This window comes from Gimesia chilikensis, from assembly GCF_008329715.1.
GTDB lineage: Bacteria > Planctomycetota > Planctomycetia > Planctomycetales > Planctomycetaceae > Gimesia > Gimesia chilikensis.
The window spans coordinates 180,234-195,404 of the sequence record NZ_VTSR01000022.1; the positions used below are offsets into that span (position 1 = coordinate 180,234).

The 15,171-nt window shown below is 52.6% G+C and carries 13 protein-coding genes; 6 read left to right on the forward strand and 7 right to left on the reverse strand.

Annotation, left to right across the window (positions count from 1 at the left end; genetic code table 11):
* Positions 1–345: 345 nt before the first annotated feature.
* Together FYZ48_RS24525 and FYZ48_RS24530 are read left to right on the forward strand one after the other, a co-directional pair.
* Positions 346–1,539, forward strand: a complete 1,194-nt coding sequence (locus tag FYZ48_RS24525) for a PP2C family protein-serine/threonine phosphatase (RefSeq protein ID WP_149345182.1) — start codon at positions 346–348, stop codon at positions 1,537–1,539.
* A 69-nt stretch (positions 1,540–1,608) separates the two neighbouring features.
* Positions 1,609–2,520: a bestrophin family ion channel gene (locus FYZ48_RS24530; protein WP_149345183.1), complete on the forward strand. Its 912-nt coding sequence runs from the start codon at positions 1,609–1,611 to the stop codon at positions 2,518–2,520.
* 74 nt (positions 2,521–2,594) lie between these two features.
* On the opposite strand, the gene FYZ48_RS24535 is transcribed toward FYZ48_RS24530, so the two are convergent.
* The 4 genes from FYZ48_RS24535 to FYZ48_RS24550 all read right to left on the reverse strand — a co-directional run bounded on the left by FYZ48_RS24535 (position 2,595) and on the right by FYZ48_RS24550 (position 5,888).
* Complete coding sequence (locus tag FYZ48_RS24535; protein ID WP_187782197.1) at positions 2,595–3,038, reverse strand: DUF695 domain-containing protein; 444 nt, start codon at positions 3,036–3,038, stop codon at positions 2,595–2,597.
* Positions 3,035–4,990 (reverse strand): sodium/solute symporter, encoded by a 1,956-nt coding sequence (locus FYZ48_RS24540; protein ID WP_149345185.1) that lies wholly within the window; start codon positions 4,988–4,990, stop codon positions 3,035–3,037. Before FYZ48_RS24540 ends, FYZ48_RS24535 begins: the two co-directional genes overlap by 4 nt.
* Complete coding sequence (locus FYZ48_RS24545) at positions 4,990–5,292, reverse strand: DUF485 domain-containing protein (protein ID WP_145041700.1); 303 nt, start codon at positions 5,290–5,292, stop codon at positions 4,990–4,992. The genes FYZ48_RS24540 and FYZ48_RS24545 overlap by 1 nt, the downstream gene beginning before the upstream one ends.
* A gap of 197 nt (positions 5,293–5,489) precedes the next feature.
* Complete coding sequence (locus FYZ48_RS24550; RefSeq protein ID WP_149345186.1) at positions 5,490–5,888, reverse strand: ComEA family DNA-binding protein; 399 nt, start codon at positions 5,886–5,888, stop codon at positions 5,490–5,492.
* Between the two features lie 284 nt (positions 5,889–6,172).
* Between FYZ48_RS24550 and FYZ48_RS24555 the strand changes: the two genes are divergently transcribed.
* Positions 6,173–7,138: an alpha/beta hydrolase gene (locus FYZ48_RS24555; RefSeq protein ID WP_145186605.1), complete on the forward strand. Its 966-nt coding sequence runs from the start codon at positions 6,173–6,175 to the stop codon at positions 7,136–7,138.
* An 88-nt stretch (positions 7,139–7,226) separates the two neighbouring features.
* On the opposite strand, the gene FYZ48_RS24560 is transcribed toward FYZ48_RS24555, so the two are convergent.
* On the reverse strand, positions 7,227–8,150 hold the full coding sequence (locus FYZ48_RS24560) for a hypothetical protein (RefSeq protein ID WP_149345187.1): 924 nt from the start codon (positions 8,148–8,150) through the stop codon (positions 7,227–7,229).
* 484 nt (positions 8,151–8,634) lie between these two features.
* Here FYZ48_RS24560 and FYZ48_RS24565 point away from each other — a divergent pair, with 484 nt between their 5' ends.
* Both FYZ48_RS24565 and glgX read left to right on the forward strand, forming a co-directional pair.
* A complete protein-coding gene (locus tag FYZ48_RS24565; RefSeq protein ID WP_149345188.1) occupies positions 8,635–9,183 on the forward strand; it encodes a hypothetical protein in 549 nt (182 codons plus the stop codon).
* A gap of 556 nt (positions 9,184–9,739) precedes the next feature.
* Complete coding sequence (gene glgX / locus FYZ48_RS24570) at positions 9,740–11,791, forward strand: glycogen debranching protein GlgX (protein ID WP_242022761.1); 2,052 nt, start codon at positions 9,740–9,742, stop codon at positions 11,789–11,791.
* A gap of 26 nt (positions 11,792–11,817) precedes the next feature.
* Here glgX and FYZ48_RS24575 read toward each other — a convergent pair whose 3' ends face one another.
* The gene (locus FYZ48_RS24575; protein WP_149345190.1) at positions 11,818–12,585 is read right to left on the reverse strand and encodes an undecaprenyl-diphosphate phosphatase; all 768 of its coding nucleotides are present in this window, start codon (positions 12,583–12,585) and stop codon (positions 11,818–11,820) included.
* A gap of 336 nt (positions 12,586–12,921) precedes the next feature.
* Here FYZ48_RS24575 and FYZ48_RS24580 point away from each other — a divergent pair, with 336 nt between their 5' ends.
* Entirely contained in the window at positions 12,922–13,323 is a 402-nt protein-coding gene (locus FYZ48_RS24580) for a thioredoxin family protein (protein WP_145041693.1), read from the forward strand.
* Positions 13,324–13,325: 2 nt separating this feature from the next.
* On the opposite strand, the gene FYZ48_RS24585 is transcribed toward FYZ48_RS24580, so the two are convergent.
* Positions 13,326–15,170, reverse strand: a complete 1,845-nt coding sequence (locus FYZ48_RS24585) for a GTPase (protein ID WP_149345191.1) — start codon at positions 15,168–15,170, stop codon at positions 13,326–13,328.
* Between the last annotated feature and the right edge of the window lies 1 nt (position 15,171).

Consider the following 15,171-nt stretch of genomic DNA (forward strand, 5'->3'; position numbering starts at 1 on the left):
GAAGATCGGGAAAAATCGACGACGATTCAGGTGAATCTGAGTGACTTGTGCGCTGTGTTTCGGTGCACGCATCATCCGCCTCGCGCGCGAAGCACAATTGCACAAGAATATGGTTCGGGAAGTACGGATCAAGGTCAGTCTGAGCAGTGAATTCAGGCGTGCAAACGGGGAAGTTCAAACCTGTTCATAGTGTGGATCTGTCAGCTGTTTGAAATGAAGGATGTGTATTCAGGAGAAGAGTTTATGGAAATTTTATTCGCGAAAAATGTGTGAAGCAGTTATGATGGCCGTGTTAATAAATTATGAATCAGAATACGAATTCGAAATAGTGAAGGCGGGCCAGTCATGCGAATTCTTGTAGGTTGGGATAATCCCCAGGAGTGTGAGCTGATCTCCATGTATCTGGGGGTGAGTGAGAACGAAGTCAGGATCTGTGCGACGCCGGAGGAGTTCCTCCAGCAGGCGGCGACACAGGATGAATGGGACATCATTCTGATGTCGATCACGAGTCCTGATCCTCAGACGGCTTATGACAACTTTGAGCAGGTGCGACAACAGCATCTGGATACGCCGATCGTGGGGGCGTGCCCCGGCCAGGATACGTTTCATCTCGCCCGCTTTCTGACGGCGGGGATGCGGGCTTACATCATCCGCGATGACGGCGGTGACTTCATGTTCCTGATGGAAGTGACGCTGGAGAGCGTGGTGAATTCGGTCAAAGCGGAACGCGAGCGATTTGTGGCAGAGCGATTGCGCGAAGAGGTGGAGTCGGTGCGGAAGCTGCAGGAATCGATCATTCCGACGAACATTATTTCTCCAGACCGATTTGATGTGACTGCGCGGTATGAATCTTCACAGATCCGCGTGTTTGGCGGACAGCCTGTGACGCTGGCTGGTGGTGACTATTACGATGTTTTCATGCTGGACGATGAGAATCTGGTGCTGCTGGTGGGCGACGCCTCGGGGCATGGGATGAAAGCCTGCATGTCGATCATGACGATGCATACGCTGGTGGGAATGATCCGTTCGAACCGTTACCTGGATACCGCGGCGTTCGTGAAGGACGTGAATAACCGTTTGTGCGAACAGGCGATTGTGAATGATGACGGCGGCTTCATTACGCTGCTGTACGGGATTCTGAATTCCCGGACGAATGAATTTCAATGGACGTCTGCAGGGGCGCCGATTCCGATTGTGCACGAGCTGGAAACGAACCAGATTTATGAGCTCGGCACACTGGATGATGGCGGGTTGCCTCTGGGGATTGTTCCGGATGTAGACTACGACGTACATACGTCAAAAATTCCGCCCGACAGTCGGCTGCTGATTTTCACCGATGGTCTGGCGGAAGCGTTTCCCGGTGAGAAGGAGCAGTTCGGCGAATTCGGCATTCCGGGAATCATGCAGTCTCTGCAGGAATCCCGCTCAACCTGCCTGGACTCGGCACTGGAAAACCTGTTTCGGGATTCGAATGCATTTACGGACGGTTCAGGAAGACATGACGACACATCTGTTGTGTTATTGGGACGAAAAAACTAGAGTTCTGATATTCGTCTCGCGCAACTGAAACGATCACCGTAAATTGACAGGTACAGGGAACGTATATCAATGGCAGCTGATGCAGAGCTGAATCTTTCGTTTATCGAGAAAAAACTGGGGACTGTCGGGCGTATCTCCTATTATGCAGGGCTGGTCGGGCTGTATAGCCTGATCCCGCTGATTAAAAATGATTTGGGCTGGTTGCATCGATTTGGTTTTGATGAAGAACAGATTCATGCGATCGAAACCTTTGGCGACTTCTCATCGAGTCTGCACGGAATCATCGGTCTGGTGCTGGGTTTGCTGCTGGTTTTCCGGACGAACAGCTCCTATTCGCGCTGGTGGGAGGCCCGGAAACTGTGGGGTAAGCTGGTTAACATCAGCCGAAATATGGCGATCAAATTTCGCGAACTGACGAACTTCACCAAGCAGGAATTAAGAGAACTTGCAGATCTGCTTGTCGCTTTCCCGGAAGCGTTACGGGATCACCTGCGTGAGGATGACGACTTCTCGATGTTTCCGGAACTGGAACAGATTGATCCGCCTCCGCGTCACATTCCGGCGTATATCGCGGACCTGATTTATCGCAGGGTAATCAGCTGGAAGCGGACGGGGATGATTGATGGTGACGAGCTGCGGATCATCGATTCTGAGACCCGCGAGCTGATGGAGATTTGTGGGGCGTGCGAGCGGATTCGTCGTACGCGTTTGTCTCCTTCGTACCGGACCTTCGTCAGACACTGTATTACGCTTTATTTGGCGACGCTGCCCTGGGGCCTGGTGGAAGACTTCAATTACTGGACGGTGCCTCTGACGGTGATCATGGCGTACTTCATGATCGGGATCGAGGTGATCGCGCATTCGGTTGAAGAACCGTTTGGTCTGGATGAAGACGACCTGGATCTGGATGGTTTGTGTATTACGATCCGTTCGACGGTGAATGAAATTCTGGACCGGTTCGGTAAACAGGAACAGGCGTAGTTTAGAACTACGGATTGTTCACAAATGAACTCGGAAGAATACAGGCTGGTGCGGTTTGACCGTGTCAGCCTGTTTTAGTTGCTTTTCCTGACTTGCTGCATGAAGTCAGAATAGGCGTGCCAGTCGGGGTCGTGCTGGGAGTGAATCTGGATCGGCAGCGTGGGGAGTTCTTCCACCGCTTTGTTGAAAACGGCGAGTGCTTCTTCCTCGTTCCGAACGTACCACTGCCAGTGACAGACCTGGTTGCCCGTGATGAGCATCGTGAGGTGTCCCAGGCCGTTTTCCCCCCAGAGGTTGACGAGCAGTTCTTCGAAGTGGCTCATCTGCTCCCGATCGAGGGGACCGGGGAGCTTGCTTTCGTTGGCCGACTGGTAAGGCCAGACGATCTCCACGCGGTCCGGAAATTCGCTGGTCTTGATGCCCAGCGGGATGTGGGGGAGCAGACGAAACAGAACGGTCACGCCTTCTTCGACTGCGGTTGCAGTGAGCCATTCCTGTTCGGGTGGCTGCTGGTTCAACTGGCTGCCTCCTCTGATTTAGGCTGTGTCAGCAGGGAGACGAGGATCAGCGTCAGGAAGCCGAGCGGAATCGTCACCAGACCAGGCTGGCTGAAGGGGACGATAGCGTCTTCGGGTTTGAGTCCATAGATGCCTTTGTAGGAATCGGCACTGAGCAGAATCCAGGCGAGCGAAGAGATCATGCCGACAAAGATCGCGGCGGTGATACCCTGCTTGGTGGTTTTGGGCCAGAAGAGCAGCATTACCAGAGCGGGCAGGTTCGCGGACGCAGCGACACTGAAGGCCCAGCCGACCAGGTAATTCACGTTGAATTCCTTGAAGAGAATCCCGAGGATAATCGCGATCAGACCGACGACGACCGACGCGATTTTAGCGATCCGCACTTTGGCGAAGTCGTTCATTTCGATTTTCATGAAGCTCGACATCAGGTCGTGCACGACCGCACCACTGGAAGCGATGATCAGTCCGCTGACGGTTCCCAGCACGGTGGTGAAAGCGATTGCAGAGATGATCGCGAAGAGCCAGTCGCTGATGCTCTTGGCGAGCAGAGGAGCGGCCATATTGGAGTTGGTGACATCCATGGCACCGCTGGTCATGGCGCCGAGCCCCATGAAGAGCGTGAGGATGTAGAAATAGCCGATGCTCCCGATACCGACGATGGTACTCTTACGGGCGCTGGCCTGGTCTTTCACGGTGTAGTAACGAATGAGAATGTGCGGCAGGGAGGCGGTTCCGCAGAACAGGGCCAGCATCAGCGAGAGGAAGTTGAGTTTGCCTTTCAGATCGGAACCCCGGATCCCGGCGAACTTGGGATGGTTGCCCGGGCTGAGGACTTTCTCGCCTGAGGTTGGCTTGGGGAAGTAGATCGTCAGGTCTGCGCCGTCTTTCAGTTTGACGGTATCGGAGCCCCAGAGGATCACTTCACTTTTGCTGAGCGTGCTGAAGAACTCGGTGAGCCCCAGTGGACCGGTTTCTTTCTTGTCATCCGGCAGCTTGCTGATACGGCCGACCGGGTAGAAGTCGGTTTCCCCTTCGCCGGTTCCCTGAGGGAGGCCGTTGATGATGATCTTACCGTCCGCTGTTTTTTCCTTGTACTGTGTTTCCGAGAGGAAGTACTGCTGCTCTGCGTTTTGAGTCAGTTTCCAGTAGGACGTTTTGTCGACGCGGGTCAGCTGCAGGTAGCCTTTGTCTTTCCAGGGGCCTTCGTTGAGCGGGGTCAGGGAGTCCTGTTCGGTCAGGCCGAGTTCATTGTTCCAGTGTTCAATGTCATCGCTGGCCGCAGGTCCGAGGATCTGGAACTGGTGCGTCGATTTCCCGTTATTCACCGGATCGGTAGAGAAACCGCGCTGCAGAATCAGGACGGTGAGCAGGGTACTGAAGACAACGAGCAGCGAGCCTTTCAGGAACTGCACGTAGGTGGTGCTGACCATGCCGGCGGTGACGACGATGATGATCACGATCGTTCCGACCAGCAGCACGCCGACGTAGTGCGGAAAGCCGAGCAGGGGAGTGATCAGTGCACCGGCGCCGACCATCTGAGGGATCAGATAGAAGATACTGACGGCCAGGGTACTGATGGCGGCGGCCAGTTTAATACCCCGCGACTGGAAGCGGCTGTCGAGGGCATCGGCAAAGGTGAAACGCCCCATGCGTTTGAGGGGTTCCGCGATCACGAACAAGGCGACTATCCAGCCGGCCAGGTAACCGATGGAATACAGGAAGCCATCGTAACCGTAGAAGGCGATCATCCCGCAGATTCCCAGGAAGGAAGCGGCGGAGAGGTAGTCACCAGCGAAGGCGACGCCGTTAATGAACCAGTGAATGCCACCCGAGGCGGCGAAGTATCCCTTGGCCGATTTCGCTTTCGCACCGAGCCAGAAACTGAGTCCGAGGGTAATGGCAACGATCACACCAAAGATGAGGACCGCCATCAGAGAGGGTTCGTATAGCATTATGCGTCCTCCTGATTGCTGGAACCAGAGGAGGCGACATCATTGCGGCACATCCAGCCATAGATGATGGCGAGCACAAAGGCAGCGATGATCAGCGTGAAGCCGTAGACGATGGCCAGGTTGAGTCCGGCGAAGACCACAACTTCCATTTTGGCTGGTGAGAACGTATTCAGAAAAACGAAACCGCCATACAGCAACAGATAAACGGTAAACAGGATTAAGCCCAGTCGCGTATTGCGAGAGATCGTCTCGTGGTTTTCCTGTTCTCCCGGCTCATTCGGGCCGTGATCAAAACCTGCCATAAGAAGTAAACCCTTTGAGTTGAACGCTATAATCGGGGTTGATCAGTCAGAAGTGTCAGATCAGATATTAAAATAAGGAAAGCCTATTCAACCCGGAATCGGGCGTGGAATCAACTGTCATCGGAGACGAGGGGCAAAGAAATGAGAATCTACTGTTAATTTTCGGGGGGATTCGCGACAACGTCTGTCCGTCTGTTTCAGGGATTGACGCCTGGGGGAAGGGGCAGAAAATGTTTTCGATTCGCTGCCAGTTTTTTGGGGCCGATGCCTTTGACCTGCAGTAGATCATCGATTGAGCGAAAAGGACCGTGTACCTCGCGATAGTCAACGATGCGTCTGGCTAAAACAGGTCCGATCTGCTTGAGCTGGGCAAATTCCACCCAGGTCGCCTGATTGATATCAAGCTGATAATCGTAAGGCAGCGGAGTCTGTTTCTCAATTTCGAGTGGCTCAGTTCCCCAGCGGGACAGTCGCGCCAGATGCAGGATTGAGAGGCAGAGAATCACTATCAGTAATACACCTAAAAAATACTGATCGCTCCGGTGCAGTCCCAGAAAGGCCTGCGGCGTTGATTCTTCCGGGGTCTGGTTTTCCATCCGCAGGCTGCCTGAATCTAGGATGCTGTTGGGACTGGTGATCAGTTCATGGGGAATCAGCGGGAAAAAATGTCGGTACACACATCCGTTGTAAGTCTTTGTGGGTGAATATTATGTGTCAGTACAATCTCTGCACAGAACTGCCGACTTCTATTTGACCTGATCTCCCGTTATCCATAGAATGAATTGAATAAGAACCTGTCTTTTGAATCGTGAGAACAACTGTTTACGTTCAGTTTACAGTTACAACAAGATAATTCCAACGCCGAGGGGGTCCTGTGAGAATGTCATTCGTCAGCATGCAAAATGGTCAATGGAAGCGTTCGCTCTTTACGTTTCTCTCAATGGTACTCCTGACTTCCAGTGCCGTGTTCGCTCAGAGTAAGGATGTGAAAGGCCCCCCGAAGCCGCAGGAGTTGACCCTGTCTTCGCAGGGAGGCTGGCCGATTGCGATTACTTATTATGAATCGAGTAACGCAGCGGATTCACCGGTCGTCGTTCTGTTGCACGGTAAGGGAGGCAGCAAGCGGGCCTGGGACAACGGCTTTGCTCCGGTCCTGCAGAAGAATGGCTACGCGGTTGTGTCTGTCGACCTGCGTAAGCATGGGAAGAGCCAGCCGAATGCTCCCGGTGGAGGTAACCAGAATCAGAAGGGGGGCAGAGGGGATAATCTTTCTGCACTGGATTACAAAGCGATGGTTGTGTTCGACATGGAAACCATCTGGAAATTTCTGTTCGACGAACACCAGAAAAAGCACCTCAACATGCAAAAGACAGCCATCATTGCTTCTGACATGAGTGTGCCAATTGCTTTGAACTACGCGTTACTGGACTGGGGCAAAGTACCCTATGACGACGCCCCCGTGCTGGCAGCCAAGACTCCCAAAGGCCAGACCGTCCGGGCGCTGGTGCTGATTTCACCTGAATCCCGCGTCAAAGGGTTGACTTCTTCACAGCCTTCCGTGAGTCTGAAAGAACCCGTTTTCGGTATCAGTTTCTTTGTCTGCAGCAGTTCAGGTGATTCTTACGATCGCAATTATACTGAAAAGCTCTTTTCGCAACTGACCTCAGCTGCGAATTCCAAGGGGAGAATGTACAAGGAATCTTACCCCGGAAAGTTGAGAGGTACCGACATGCTGGGGAAACGGCTGGGACTGGAAGTCGATATTCTCAAGTTCCTGGATGCCCACCTGAAGAAGCTTCCCGGTGACTGGTCGGATCGTCGTCCCCGGTATGACCGTGATGAGTAGAGCTTGAGTAATAAAACAGTTCGTGGGAGAAGTCTCCGACCACAATTTATGGTTCAACCAGATAGAGATGTTCCCAGGCTGCCTGTTATCAGGCAGCCTTTTTTTGTGGGATTGCAAGGACGTCTGATTCTTCGGTTTCTGAATCTTCATCCAGTGAATTGAGCGCGATTCGCTCTGAGAGCAGTGCCATCTCGGCTCGAATCGCTTCCATTTCGTGCTCTTTTTCGATGAGCATTTCTTCCAGCCGGGCGATCCGTTTTTCCGGGTTGCGATGCAGGAACCGGTTCACGATTTCCAGTATCAGCAGGGCCCGATAGAGCTTCATCACCAGGCTTTTCAGGCGGAAGATCCGTGCAGAGCGTGCGAGTTGCTGAAGTCGCAGCAGTTTACTGGTGGTCGTGAAAAATCGCAGAAACGCAACCATGGGCAGGCAGATGACAGCCAGATCGATCCAGTGTTTGCGGCAATAATCCAGTCTTTTCTGCTCGATGGAAATCATGATAATGAATTCCAGTGTGAAGGCGAACCAGATGAATCCGGTGGCGATCGCTGTCATGTCGGCCAGCATGGGACTGGCCTGGATCTGTTCCGACCAGTAGTGCTCGGCGGCAAACAGTGGTAAGACGAGCAACGCGATTAACAGCATGGGAGCGGAAAACGTTTTGCGAACCCGTTTACAGAACTGTTTATCAACTTCGCTCCAGGCGAGGAGCGGAAACCAGATTGCACGACCGCTCATCTGGTCGCGGGCTGTAATGCGGAGAGGAGGAACCAGACAGTAGAGCAGGTTCAGTTTCCAGCGGGGACTTCCCAGCGCAAGATGTACCATGGCTTCGATCATGAAGCAGGGGTAGAGCAGGAACAGACTCCACTCGCAGATTAAGAGTGGGATTCCCTCTGACTCCAGATTCTTCAGGTGCAGAAAGCCGGCGAAAAAGGCCAGGAACAGAATTGAAACCGTAAACATGGGAGCGGCTGCAAACTGATCGACTTTTTTGGTGTACCGGTTCATCGTGTAAATCGCTCTGACAGATAGAACAATGGCTGGTGAATTTCGTGAGGGGAGGCGGCTTTATATTGGATATCGGCAGAAGCGCCTATTCAGAATAATCCGAACAGGCCTCAACCTGATTTGAGGTACAAAATCAAAATGATAACATTCGATTCAAGTTTCAGTTCGAATATATACTGGTCAGGCAGTTTGGATTGCGTCTGATGCCGTTAAAGTTTGCGCAGTTGAAGAATGGGTCTTGTGTATCAGTCTGATTTGTAGATATGATATCGTAAATGTTACATTTATGGATGGTGGTGTGTTGCGTAAATGATATTTCTGTTTGGCGGGTGAATGTTGTAAGTGTTTTCTATAGTTTGTGATAGGTGTGTTGTTGTTTGTTGGTGTAGGCTGAATGGCACGGCGAATGCATTAGTGGAAAGTCACCACGAGGTGGTTTAAATGACATCAGTTTAATGACTTTCACGAATGTGGAGAAATCGCAATGAAACGTTTATTTCCAACGCTTGCAGTTTGCCTGGCAGCCATGGTTATGGTCTCTGAAAAATCTGAAGCAGCTGAGTTCAGCAACACCAGTCTGACTCAGCCGGTGCAGACCGCTTACAATCCTTCTCAGCCGGGCAGTGGTGTGGTCGATGTTCTGACTTTTCCGTTCCGAGCTCTGTCAGCACCATTTCAGTCACAGCCGCGGCGGGTGGCTTACCAGCCTTACTACGGTTCAGCCAACTACGGTAACACCAACTGTGTGAACGGCCGATGCTATACGGGCTCAGGTTACTGCAGCTCCTGTACGACCGGTAACTGTCCTACTGGAAGCTGTGCGACTGGCAACTGTGGGATCAACAACTGCCCCGGTGGTAACTGTGGGATTTCACAGTATCGTTACCCTGTGCAGAGTTACCCCAGCTATAACACTCCCAACTGGAATACCCGTCCCCAGTACCAGACCTACCGTCCGGTAGCTCAGCCCGTCTATCGTAGTGCGGTACCTGTGTCGACCAATTCAATCCGAAATGATCCGTTTTTCCCTTAAGCGGCTGGCGTGATTGATACAAACCAGGTTCCTAACTACAGGATATACAATGTGGTTAAGTAAAAACTGAGCTGCGGGGTACTCTCGCAGCTCAGTTCTCTTTTGTGAAACAGGTTTCGCTGAAAATATTCTGGGGAAACCTGTTTTGACTGTTAAAATGACTGCAACTGACAAACAATTTATATGTAAACTGAGTATTAATGGAACAGGAGATAAAACTTCTGTTATTTCGAAGTTAATCTGAAGATGTGATGGATTCCCCGGTTCACAGCAGGAATTGCAAAAAGGGATGATCATTCTCTGGAATGACGTCGAAAGTATATTAAGTGAAGATATTCTGGTTAGGTATTTCAGCAGGGACTCGTATTCACAATCTGGTTTCTGCTGTTAAGATAGAGATAAATAACTGTGTTGGACTGAGAGCAACAATTGCTGTTCTGACGCTTGGGAAAGCAATTCAAAGTTTTCAGACATCGGAATCAACACAGTGCAAGTGAGGATCAGGTAATAAATGGGTCGCGAATTGGTACACTCACTCAGCTCCCCGATACATTCAATGCATACATTTTCCTACGGAGCAATTCCGCAGGATAACGGGGTTCTGTTTTCTGTCTATAGCCGTTCAGCCACTGCCATGTGGCTGCTGTTGTACAACCACGTCGATGACACGGAGCCCTCCGAAGTCATCCGCTTCAATCAGGAATATGGGCGACTGGGAGACATCTGGACTGCGTTCATTTCCGGGATCGGTCCGGGGCAGTTGTATCACTTCCAGGCCGACGGTCCTTATCAGCCGGAAATCGGACAGCGCTTTGATAAGCGGGCTCGTCTGATTGATCCTTACGCCAAGGCGCTGGCTGGTAATTTCCAGCCTTCACCGGACGGCATTGTGCGGCCACCGAAATGTGTGGTCGTCGATGATCAGTTCGACTGGCAGGGAGACCGTCATGTACGGCACCATCTGGCGGACACGGTTGTGTATGAGATGCACGTCCGTGGTTTCACCAATTCAGACAGCAGTGAAGTCGATCACCCCGGAACTTACCTGGGTGTGATAGAGAAAATTCCTTATCTGATTGATCTTGGCGTGACGGCCGTCGAACTGATGCCGATCCACGAATTCCCGATGAATGAAGCCGACGGCACTTTCACCGATCATCAGAACTACTGGGGCTACGAGACGCTGGCCTTCTTTGCACCGCACCGCGGGTACGCCACCAGTCGAGAACCGGGCGCTCAGGTCCGCGAGTTCAAGGAGATGGTAAGGGCACTGCATGAGGCGGGGATCGAGGTTATTCTGGACGTGGTATTCAACCATACTGCGGAAGGAAATGAGAACGGCCCGACTCTGTCTTTCCGCGGACTGGAAAACCAGGTGTATTACCATCTGGAGCAGGGCGGGAAGTACTACTCTAACTACTCCGGTTGTGGAAATGCGATCAACGGGAATCATCCCGTGGTCCGCGAGATGATCTTCCACTGCCTGCGTTACTGGACCTGTAATTATCACATTGATGGATTCCGGTTCGACCTCGCTTCCATTCTAAGTCGGGACCGCAGCGGTCATCTGGTACCGAATCCCCCGTTGGTTGAGGCGATCGCCGAAGATCCGCTGCTGGCAGATACCAAGCTGATTGCAGAAGCCTGGGACGCCGCTGGCGCTTACCAGGTCGGTTCATTCTCGCATATCCGCTGGGCGGAGTGGAATGGCCGTTATCGTGATGACATCCGACGCTTCTGGCGGGGCGATGTGCCTTCACTGGGCGACTATGCGACCCGTATTTCCGGATCGAGCGATCTGTATCAGAAAACAGGACGCGAGCCGTTTCATGGCGTGAATTTCATCACAGCACACGACGGTTTCACGCTAAATGACCTGGTGAGCTACGAGCATAAGCACAACTATGCGAACCGCGAAGACAATCGTGATGGTGAAAACAACAACATCAGCATGAATTTCGGCGTGGAAGGTCCCACGGATGATCCTGCAATCAACGCGATGCGGGAACGCCAGATCAAGAACTTCCTCGCGACTCTCTTTCTGAGTCAGGGCGTGCCCATGCTGCTTTCCGGCGATGAATGTCGTCGAACACAGCGGGGGAATAACAACACTTACTGTCAGGATAACGAAATTTCCTGGTTCGACTGGTCACTGGTCGACAAGCATCGGGGTCTGTACCGTTTCTGTAAGGAGTTGATTCACTTCCGCCTGAATGAGCCTACGCTCCGCCAGCGGAACTTCCTGACCGGTCAATCCGATGGTGTTGAGAAACTGCCGGATGTCAGCTGGTACAACGTAATGGGAGAGCCGGTCAAATGGGAGCACGACAGGAATTGCCTGATGTGTATTCTGGGGGCGAAGCACTCCTCACGGCGTATCAAGGATGGTTCGGATCTGATGATCATGGTCAATACATCGCCCGATCCACAAGCGTTTGAGCTGCCGGATGGCATCAAGCCGAAGGCCTGGAGTCTGGTCATTGACACTTCGGCCCGGTCACCACTGGATATCTTCCCGAAGCGGGATGGAACGACGCTCTTCCCGCGCGTGGCCGTACTGCCGCCTCGCTCGCTGAAGTGCTATACGCGTAAAGTGGGACGCAGGTAAGATTCGCGTACTCCACCTGACTACTGTTACATGAGCTGGATTATCACAATGATGATTCCCAGCGGGATACACCAGTAGGCGAAGTAGTGCAGCTTGCCTTTCTCCAGCCAGCGTACGAGCAGCCAGAGTGCGACGATTCCGACCACTGCTGAAATTACGGCCCCTGCAGCCAGCAGGCTCAGGGGAGTGGTCAGGTCCTTGTTGGAGATAATCTCCGCAGTTTCCAGGATGGTCGCTCCCGAAATAGCCGGGATCGCCAGCAGGAAAGAAAAGGTTGCCGCCGACTGTCGCGACAGTCCCATCAGCAGCCCAGCCACAATGGTGCTGCCGCTGCGTGAGATCCCGGGAAGTATCGCAAATGCCTGTGCGAAACCGATCAGCAGCGCCTGTTTGTAGGTGATCGCGGTGTAGCTCTTATCGGTCTGTGGGATGCGGGGAATCATCAATAGAAATAGACCAGTGATGGGCAGCATGCAGCCCGCGAGCAGAGAGCTTTCCAGGTAATGCTCGGCGAATTTTTTCGCGGCCAGGCCAATCACGACGACCGGCAGCGTGCCAACGATTAAGAGGGGGATGACGCGCATGTCCTGGCTGAGCAGTCGAAAGATCGTCCGTCGGTAGAAAATCAGAATCGACAGTAGCGTGCCTGCATGCAGGACGATGTTTACGTCGGTCTGGTCAGACTGGATTTCCAGAAAGCTTTCAACGATGACCAGGTGTCCAGAGGAGCTGACGGGCAGGAATTCGGTGATTCCCTGAATGATCGACAGCAGGAACATTTTCAACCAGGTCATGAGTGTGTCTTTTCAATCGAGTAAGAGGCTGGAGTAGTGCAGGCAGCGTATTGGAACCGATTTACGTTGTTTTATCCAAGATCAATCTACGTCGAGAAATCGTCTGTTGAGGCGGGTGTGTAAGTCTTTTATATGGTGAATCTTAGGGTGTTGTGCTAGGGGGCAGCGTAAGTAGGAATCTCTAGAAAGAGTCAAAAAAACTCTATAACCGGGAATCGGAATCTTGTCAATTTGAGTCGACTTTAACGGTTGAACCGGTTAGTTCGACCCGCTATTGTGGTCGGCTATTGTTAATGACGTTTCGAAATGACTCTTTTCAAATTGTAACGGATCACAATGAATACGCTTATTCCAGCAACAATGGTGCTGTCGCTTTCTCTGGCACCAATGCAGGCCGTGGAAGTGCCTGCCATTCCTGAAAACGTAGTCAAGTTATTTCAAGTAGAAGAAGATGTTTCCAATCATCAGATTCTTCTGTTTACTGCCAGCTGGTGTCCAGCCTGTGTGCAGATGAAGAATAACGAATTTCCCGCGCTGCGAGACAAGAACTGGGAAATCGGCGAAGGTCAATCCAGCCACATTCGTCTGATTGACGTGGATCAACATCCGGGACTCACTGACAAGTACAATGTGCAGTCACTGCCCACACTCATTCTGGTTGTCGATGGCAAAGAAGTCAGCCGCTCCGGTTCACTGAATGCCTACAGCATCGCTGAGATGTTCTACAATCGCAAATAAGCTCACTGTGAGCTGAGATGTGACGCTCCCGAGCCGGCTTTTCCGGTCGGCTCACTCACTTTCCAGGCACCCAGGATCCGGGAAGAAGCGATTTCCGTCCGCAGGTGATGGACCTCGCCCCCCATGCGTACCAGGGAGTGTTGCAGGCTGTGAACCTGGCGGCATTCCTGCTCGAGATGCGGAAACAGTCCGTGTGACAGTTTCGCCTGGGCGAGTTCATCCGAAAGCTGGTTGATCTCCTGTTCCAGGCCGCGTTTGAGTTTGCGCGTGAACATCATCACCAGGAAGCCGGTCCAGATCAGGAAAATGACGCCGGCGGTTACGTAGAAATCAATAGGCAGAATCCGGGATTCATTGAAAAAGGAATCCATGAAGAAGTTTCTGCCGATGCGGACCAGGGCATAAATCACGAATGTCAGAAACAGGCTTTCGTAAACCAGACGCGTGAACCATCCCGAATTCTTGCGCGCCAGTTTACCGATGATACCATCGATCTTTGTGCCGGCATCACTGAGGAATTCTTCTTCGACGTGGGCGGCTTCGGTCTGCAGTCGTTCCAGCGAGTCGGTCAACTGTGGCTGGTTCTCCAGACCGGCTGCCTGGGTGTAGCCGTCAATCAGCAACTGAGATTCGCGTAATGTATTGTCATCCAGACCAAAGGAGCCGATGCGTTTCAGTCGATCTTCGGCGGCCTGTTCTTTGTGACGATCCCCCAGCCAGCGTGCGCCCTGCAGAGCGCCGATCAGCGCGACCTGGGCTGAGTTACGGGCGCGGAACAGGCTGGCGGATGCGATCAGATTTCCCAGGCCGTTATAAAGTCGGAGCATCATCGCAAAGGGGCTCGCTCCCCAGGAATCAGAAATGCTGGAGAGCAGTCTGCGTTCCCACAGATTGCGGCTGATCAGGAGTTCCGAACGAAGTTCCTGCGACATCTGGGTTGTGAGCGTCACGTGCTGCTGTTTTAAAAACGATTCCAGTTCGCGAAGTTCCGGGAGGTTTTGCTCAAACTTCTGCGCACAGTGATCGATGGCATGTTGAATCAGTTCCAGCAGATTGGCTCGACGAACCTGCAGGCGTTCGGACTTGCCGAGTTGCGTACTGAGAATATTCTGCAGGCTGGCAAATTCCGGATCGACGGGACGGTCTGCGAGCTGGTCTTCCAGGGCACGAACCGAATCGACAAAGTAGATTTCAGGAACTTCAAACTGTTGCGAGAGCTGTTCCCGCCAGTCGTCACGGATATCCTCATCCAGGCCAGCGTGGGTCTGGACGAAAATCAGGCGACGTCCAACAGCTGCCTCGCGTAACTCGTCCGAAACTCGTGCAGAACGGTATTTCTGCTGAGTCGAGGCATATAGCAGAATGTCGCAGAGCGGAATGATGTGCTGCAACCGGGTGAGATTGTTTTCTCCCTCGTTCTCTTCTGAGGTGTCTGGGTCTGGACAATCGATCAAAATGATGTTCCGCAACTGATCCAGAGGTTTCTGTTCCACCTGAAACTGGCTCAGATCGAGTCCCAGGCGGTCCAGGTCGGTATCGGGGTGAGCGATCAGCACCGGTTGAGTGGTGGTCGGACGCTGACGGCCTGAAGTCGTGCAGTAAGAGCCGACCAGGGCGTTGACCAGACTGCTTTTTCCGGTTCCGGTTCCGCCAAATGTGGCAATCACCAGCGGGGATTCCAGTCGGACCCGGAGCATGTCCAGACGGGGAAGCAGCTGTTGGATAACGGCCTGGCACTGCTGTGCCGTCCTCCAGCCGGTGGGCTTCTGGCTCCAGTTCGTGAGTTGCTGGATCAATCCATCCACGGCTGCCAGCATTTCTATCTGTGCAATTTCCGACGTAGGCATA

Excerpts from the sequence above, each read along its gene's own strand:
- FYZ48_RS24525 (WP_149345182.1), top strand. The coding sequence starts at position 346 with ATGCGAATTCTTGTAGGTTGGGATAATCCCCAGGAGTGTGAGCTGATC.
- FYZ48_RS24530 (WP_149345183.1), top strand. The coding sequence starts at position 1,609 with ATGGCAGCTGATGCAGAGCTGAATCTTTCGTTTATCGAGAAAAAACTG.
- FYZ48_RS24540 (WP_149345185.1), bottom strand. The coding sequence starts at position 4,990 with ATGCTATACGAACCCTCTCTGATGGCGGTCCTCATCTTTGGTGTGATC.
- FYZ48_RS24545 (WP_145041700.1), bottom strand. The coding sequence starts at position 5,292 with ATGGCAGGTTTTGATCACGGCCCGAATGAGCCGGGAGAACAGGAAAAC.
- FYZ48_RS24550 (WP_149345186.1), bottom strand. The coding sequence starts at position 5,888 with ATGGAAAACCAGACCCCGGAAGAATCAACGCCGCAGGCCTTTCTGGGA.
- FYZ48_RS24555 (WP_145186605.1), top strand. The coding sequence starts at position 6,173 with ATGTCATTCGTCAGCATGCAAAATGGTCAATGGAAGCGTTCGCTCTTT.
- FYZ48_RS24560 (WP_149345187.1), bottom strand. The coding sequence starts at position 8,150 with ATGAACCGGTACACCAAAAAAGTCGATCAGTTTGCAGCCGCTCCCATG.
- FYZ48_RS24565 (WP_149345188.1), top strand. The coding sequence starts at position 8,635 with ATGAAACGTTTATTTCCAACGCTTGCAGTTTGCCTGGCAGCCATGGTT.
- glgX (WP_242022761.1), top strand. The coding sequence starts at position 9,740 with ATGCATACATTTTCCTACGGAGCAATTCCGCAGGATAACGGGGTTCTG.
- FYZ48_RS24575 (WP_149345190.1), bottom strand. The coding sequence starts at position 12,585 with ATGACCTGGTTGAAAATGTTCCTGCTGTCGATCATTCAGGGAATCACC.
- FYZ48_RS24580 (WP_145041693.1), top strand. The coding sequence starts at position 12,922 with ATGAATACGCTTATTCCAGCAACAATGGTGCTGTCGCTTTCTCTGGCA.
- FYZ48_RS24585 (WP_149345191.1), bottom strand. The coding sequence starts at position 15,170 with ATGCCTACGTCGGAAATTGCACAGATAGAAATGCTGGCAGCCGTGGAT.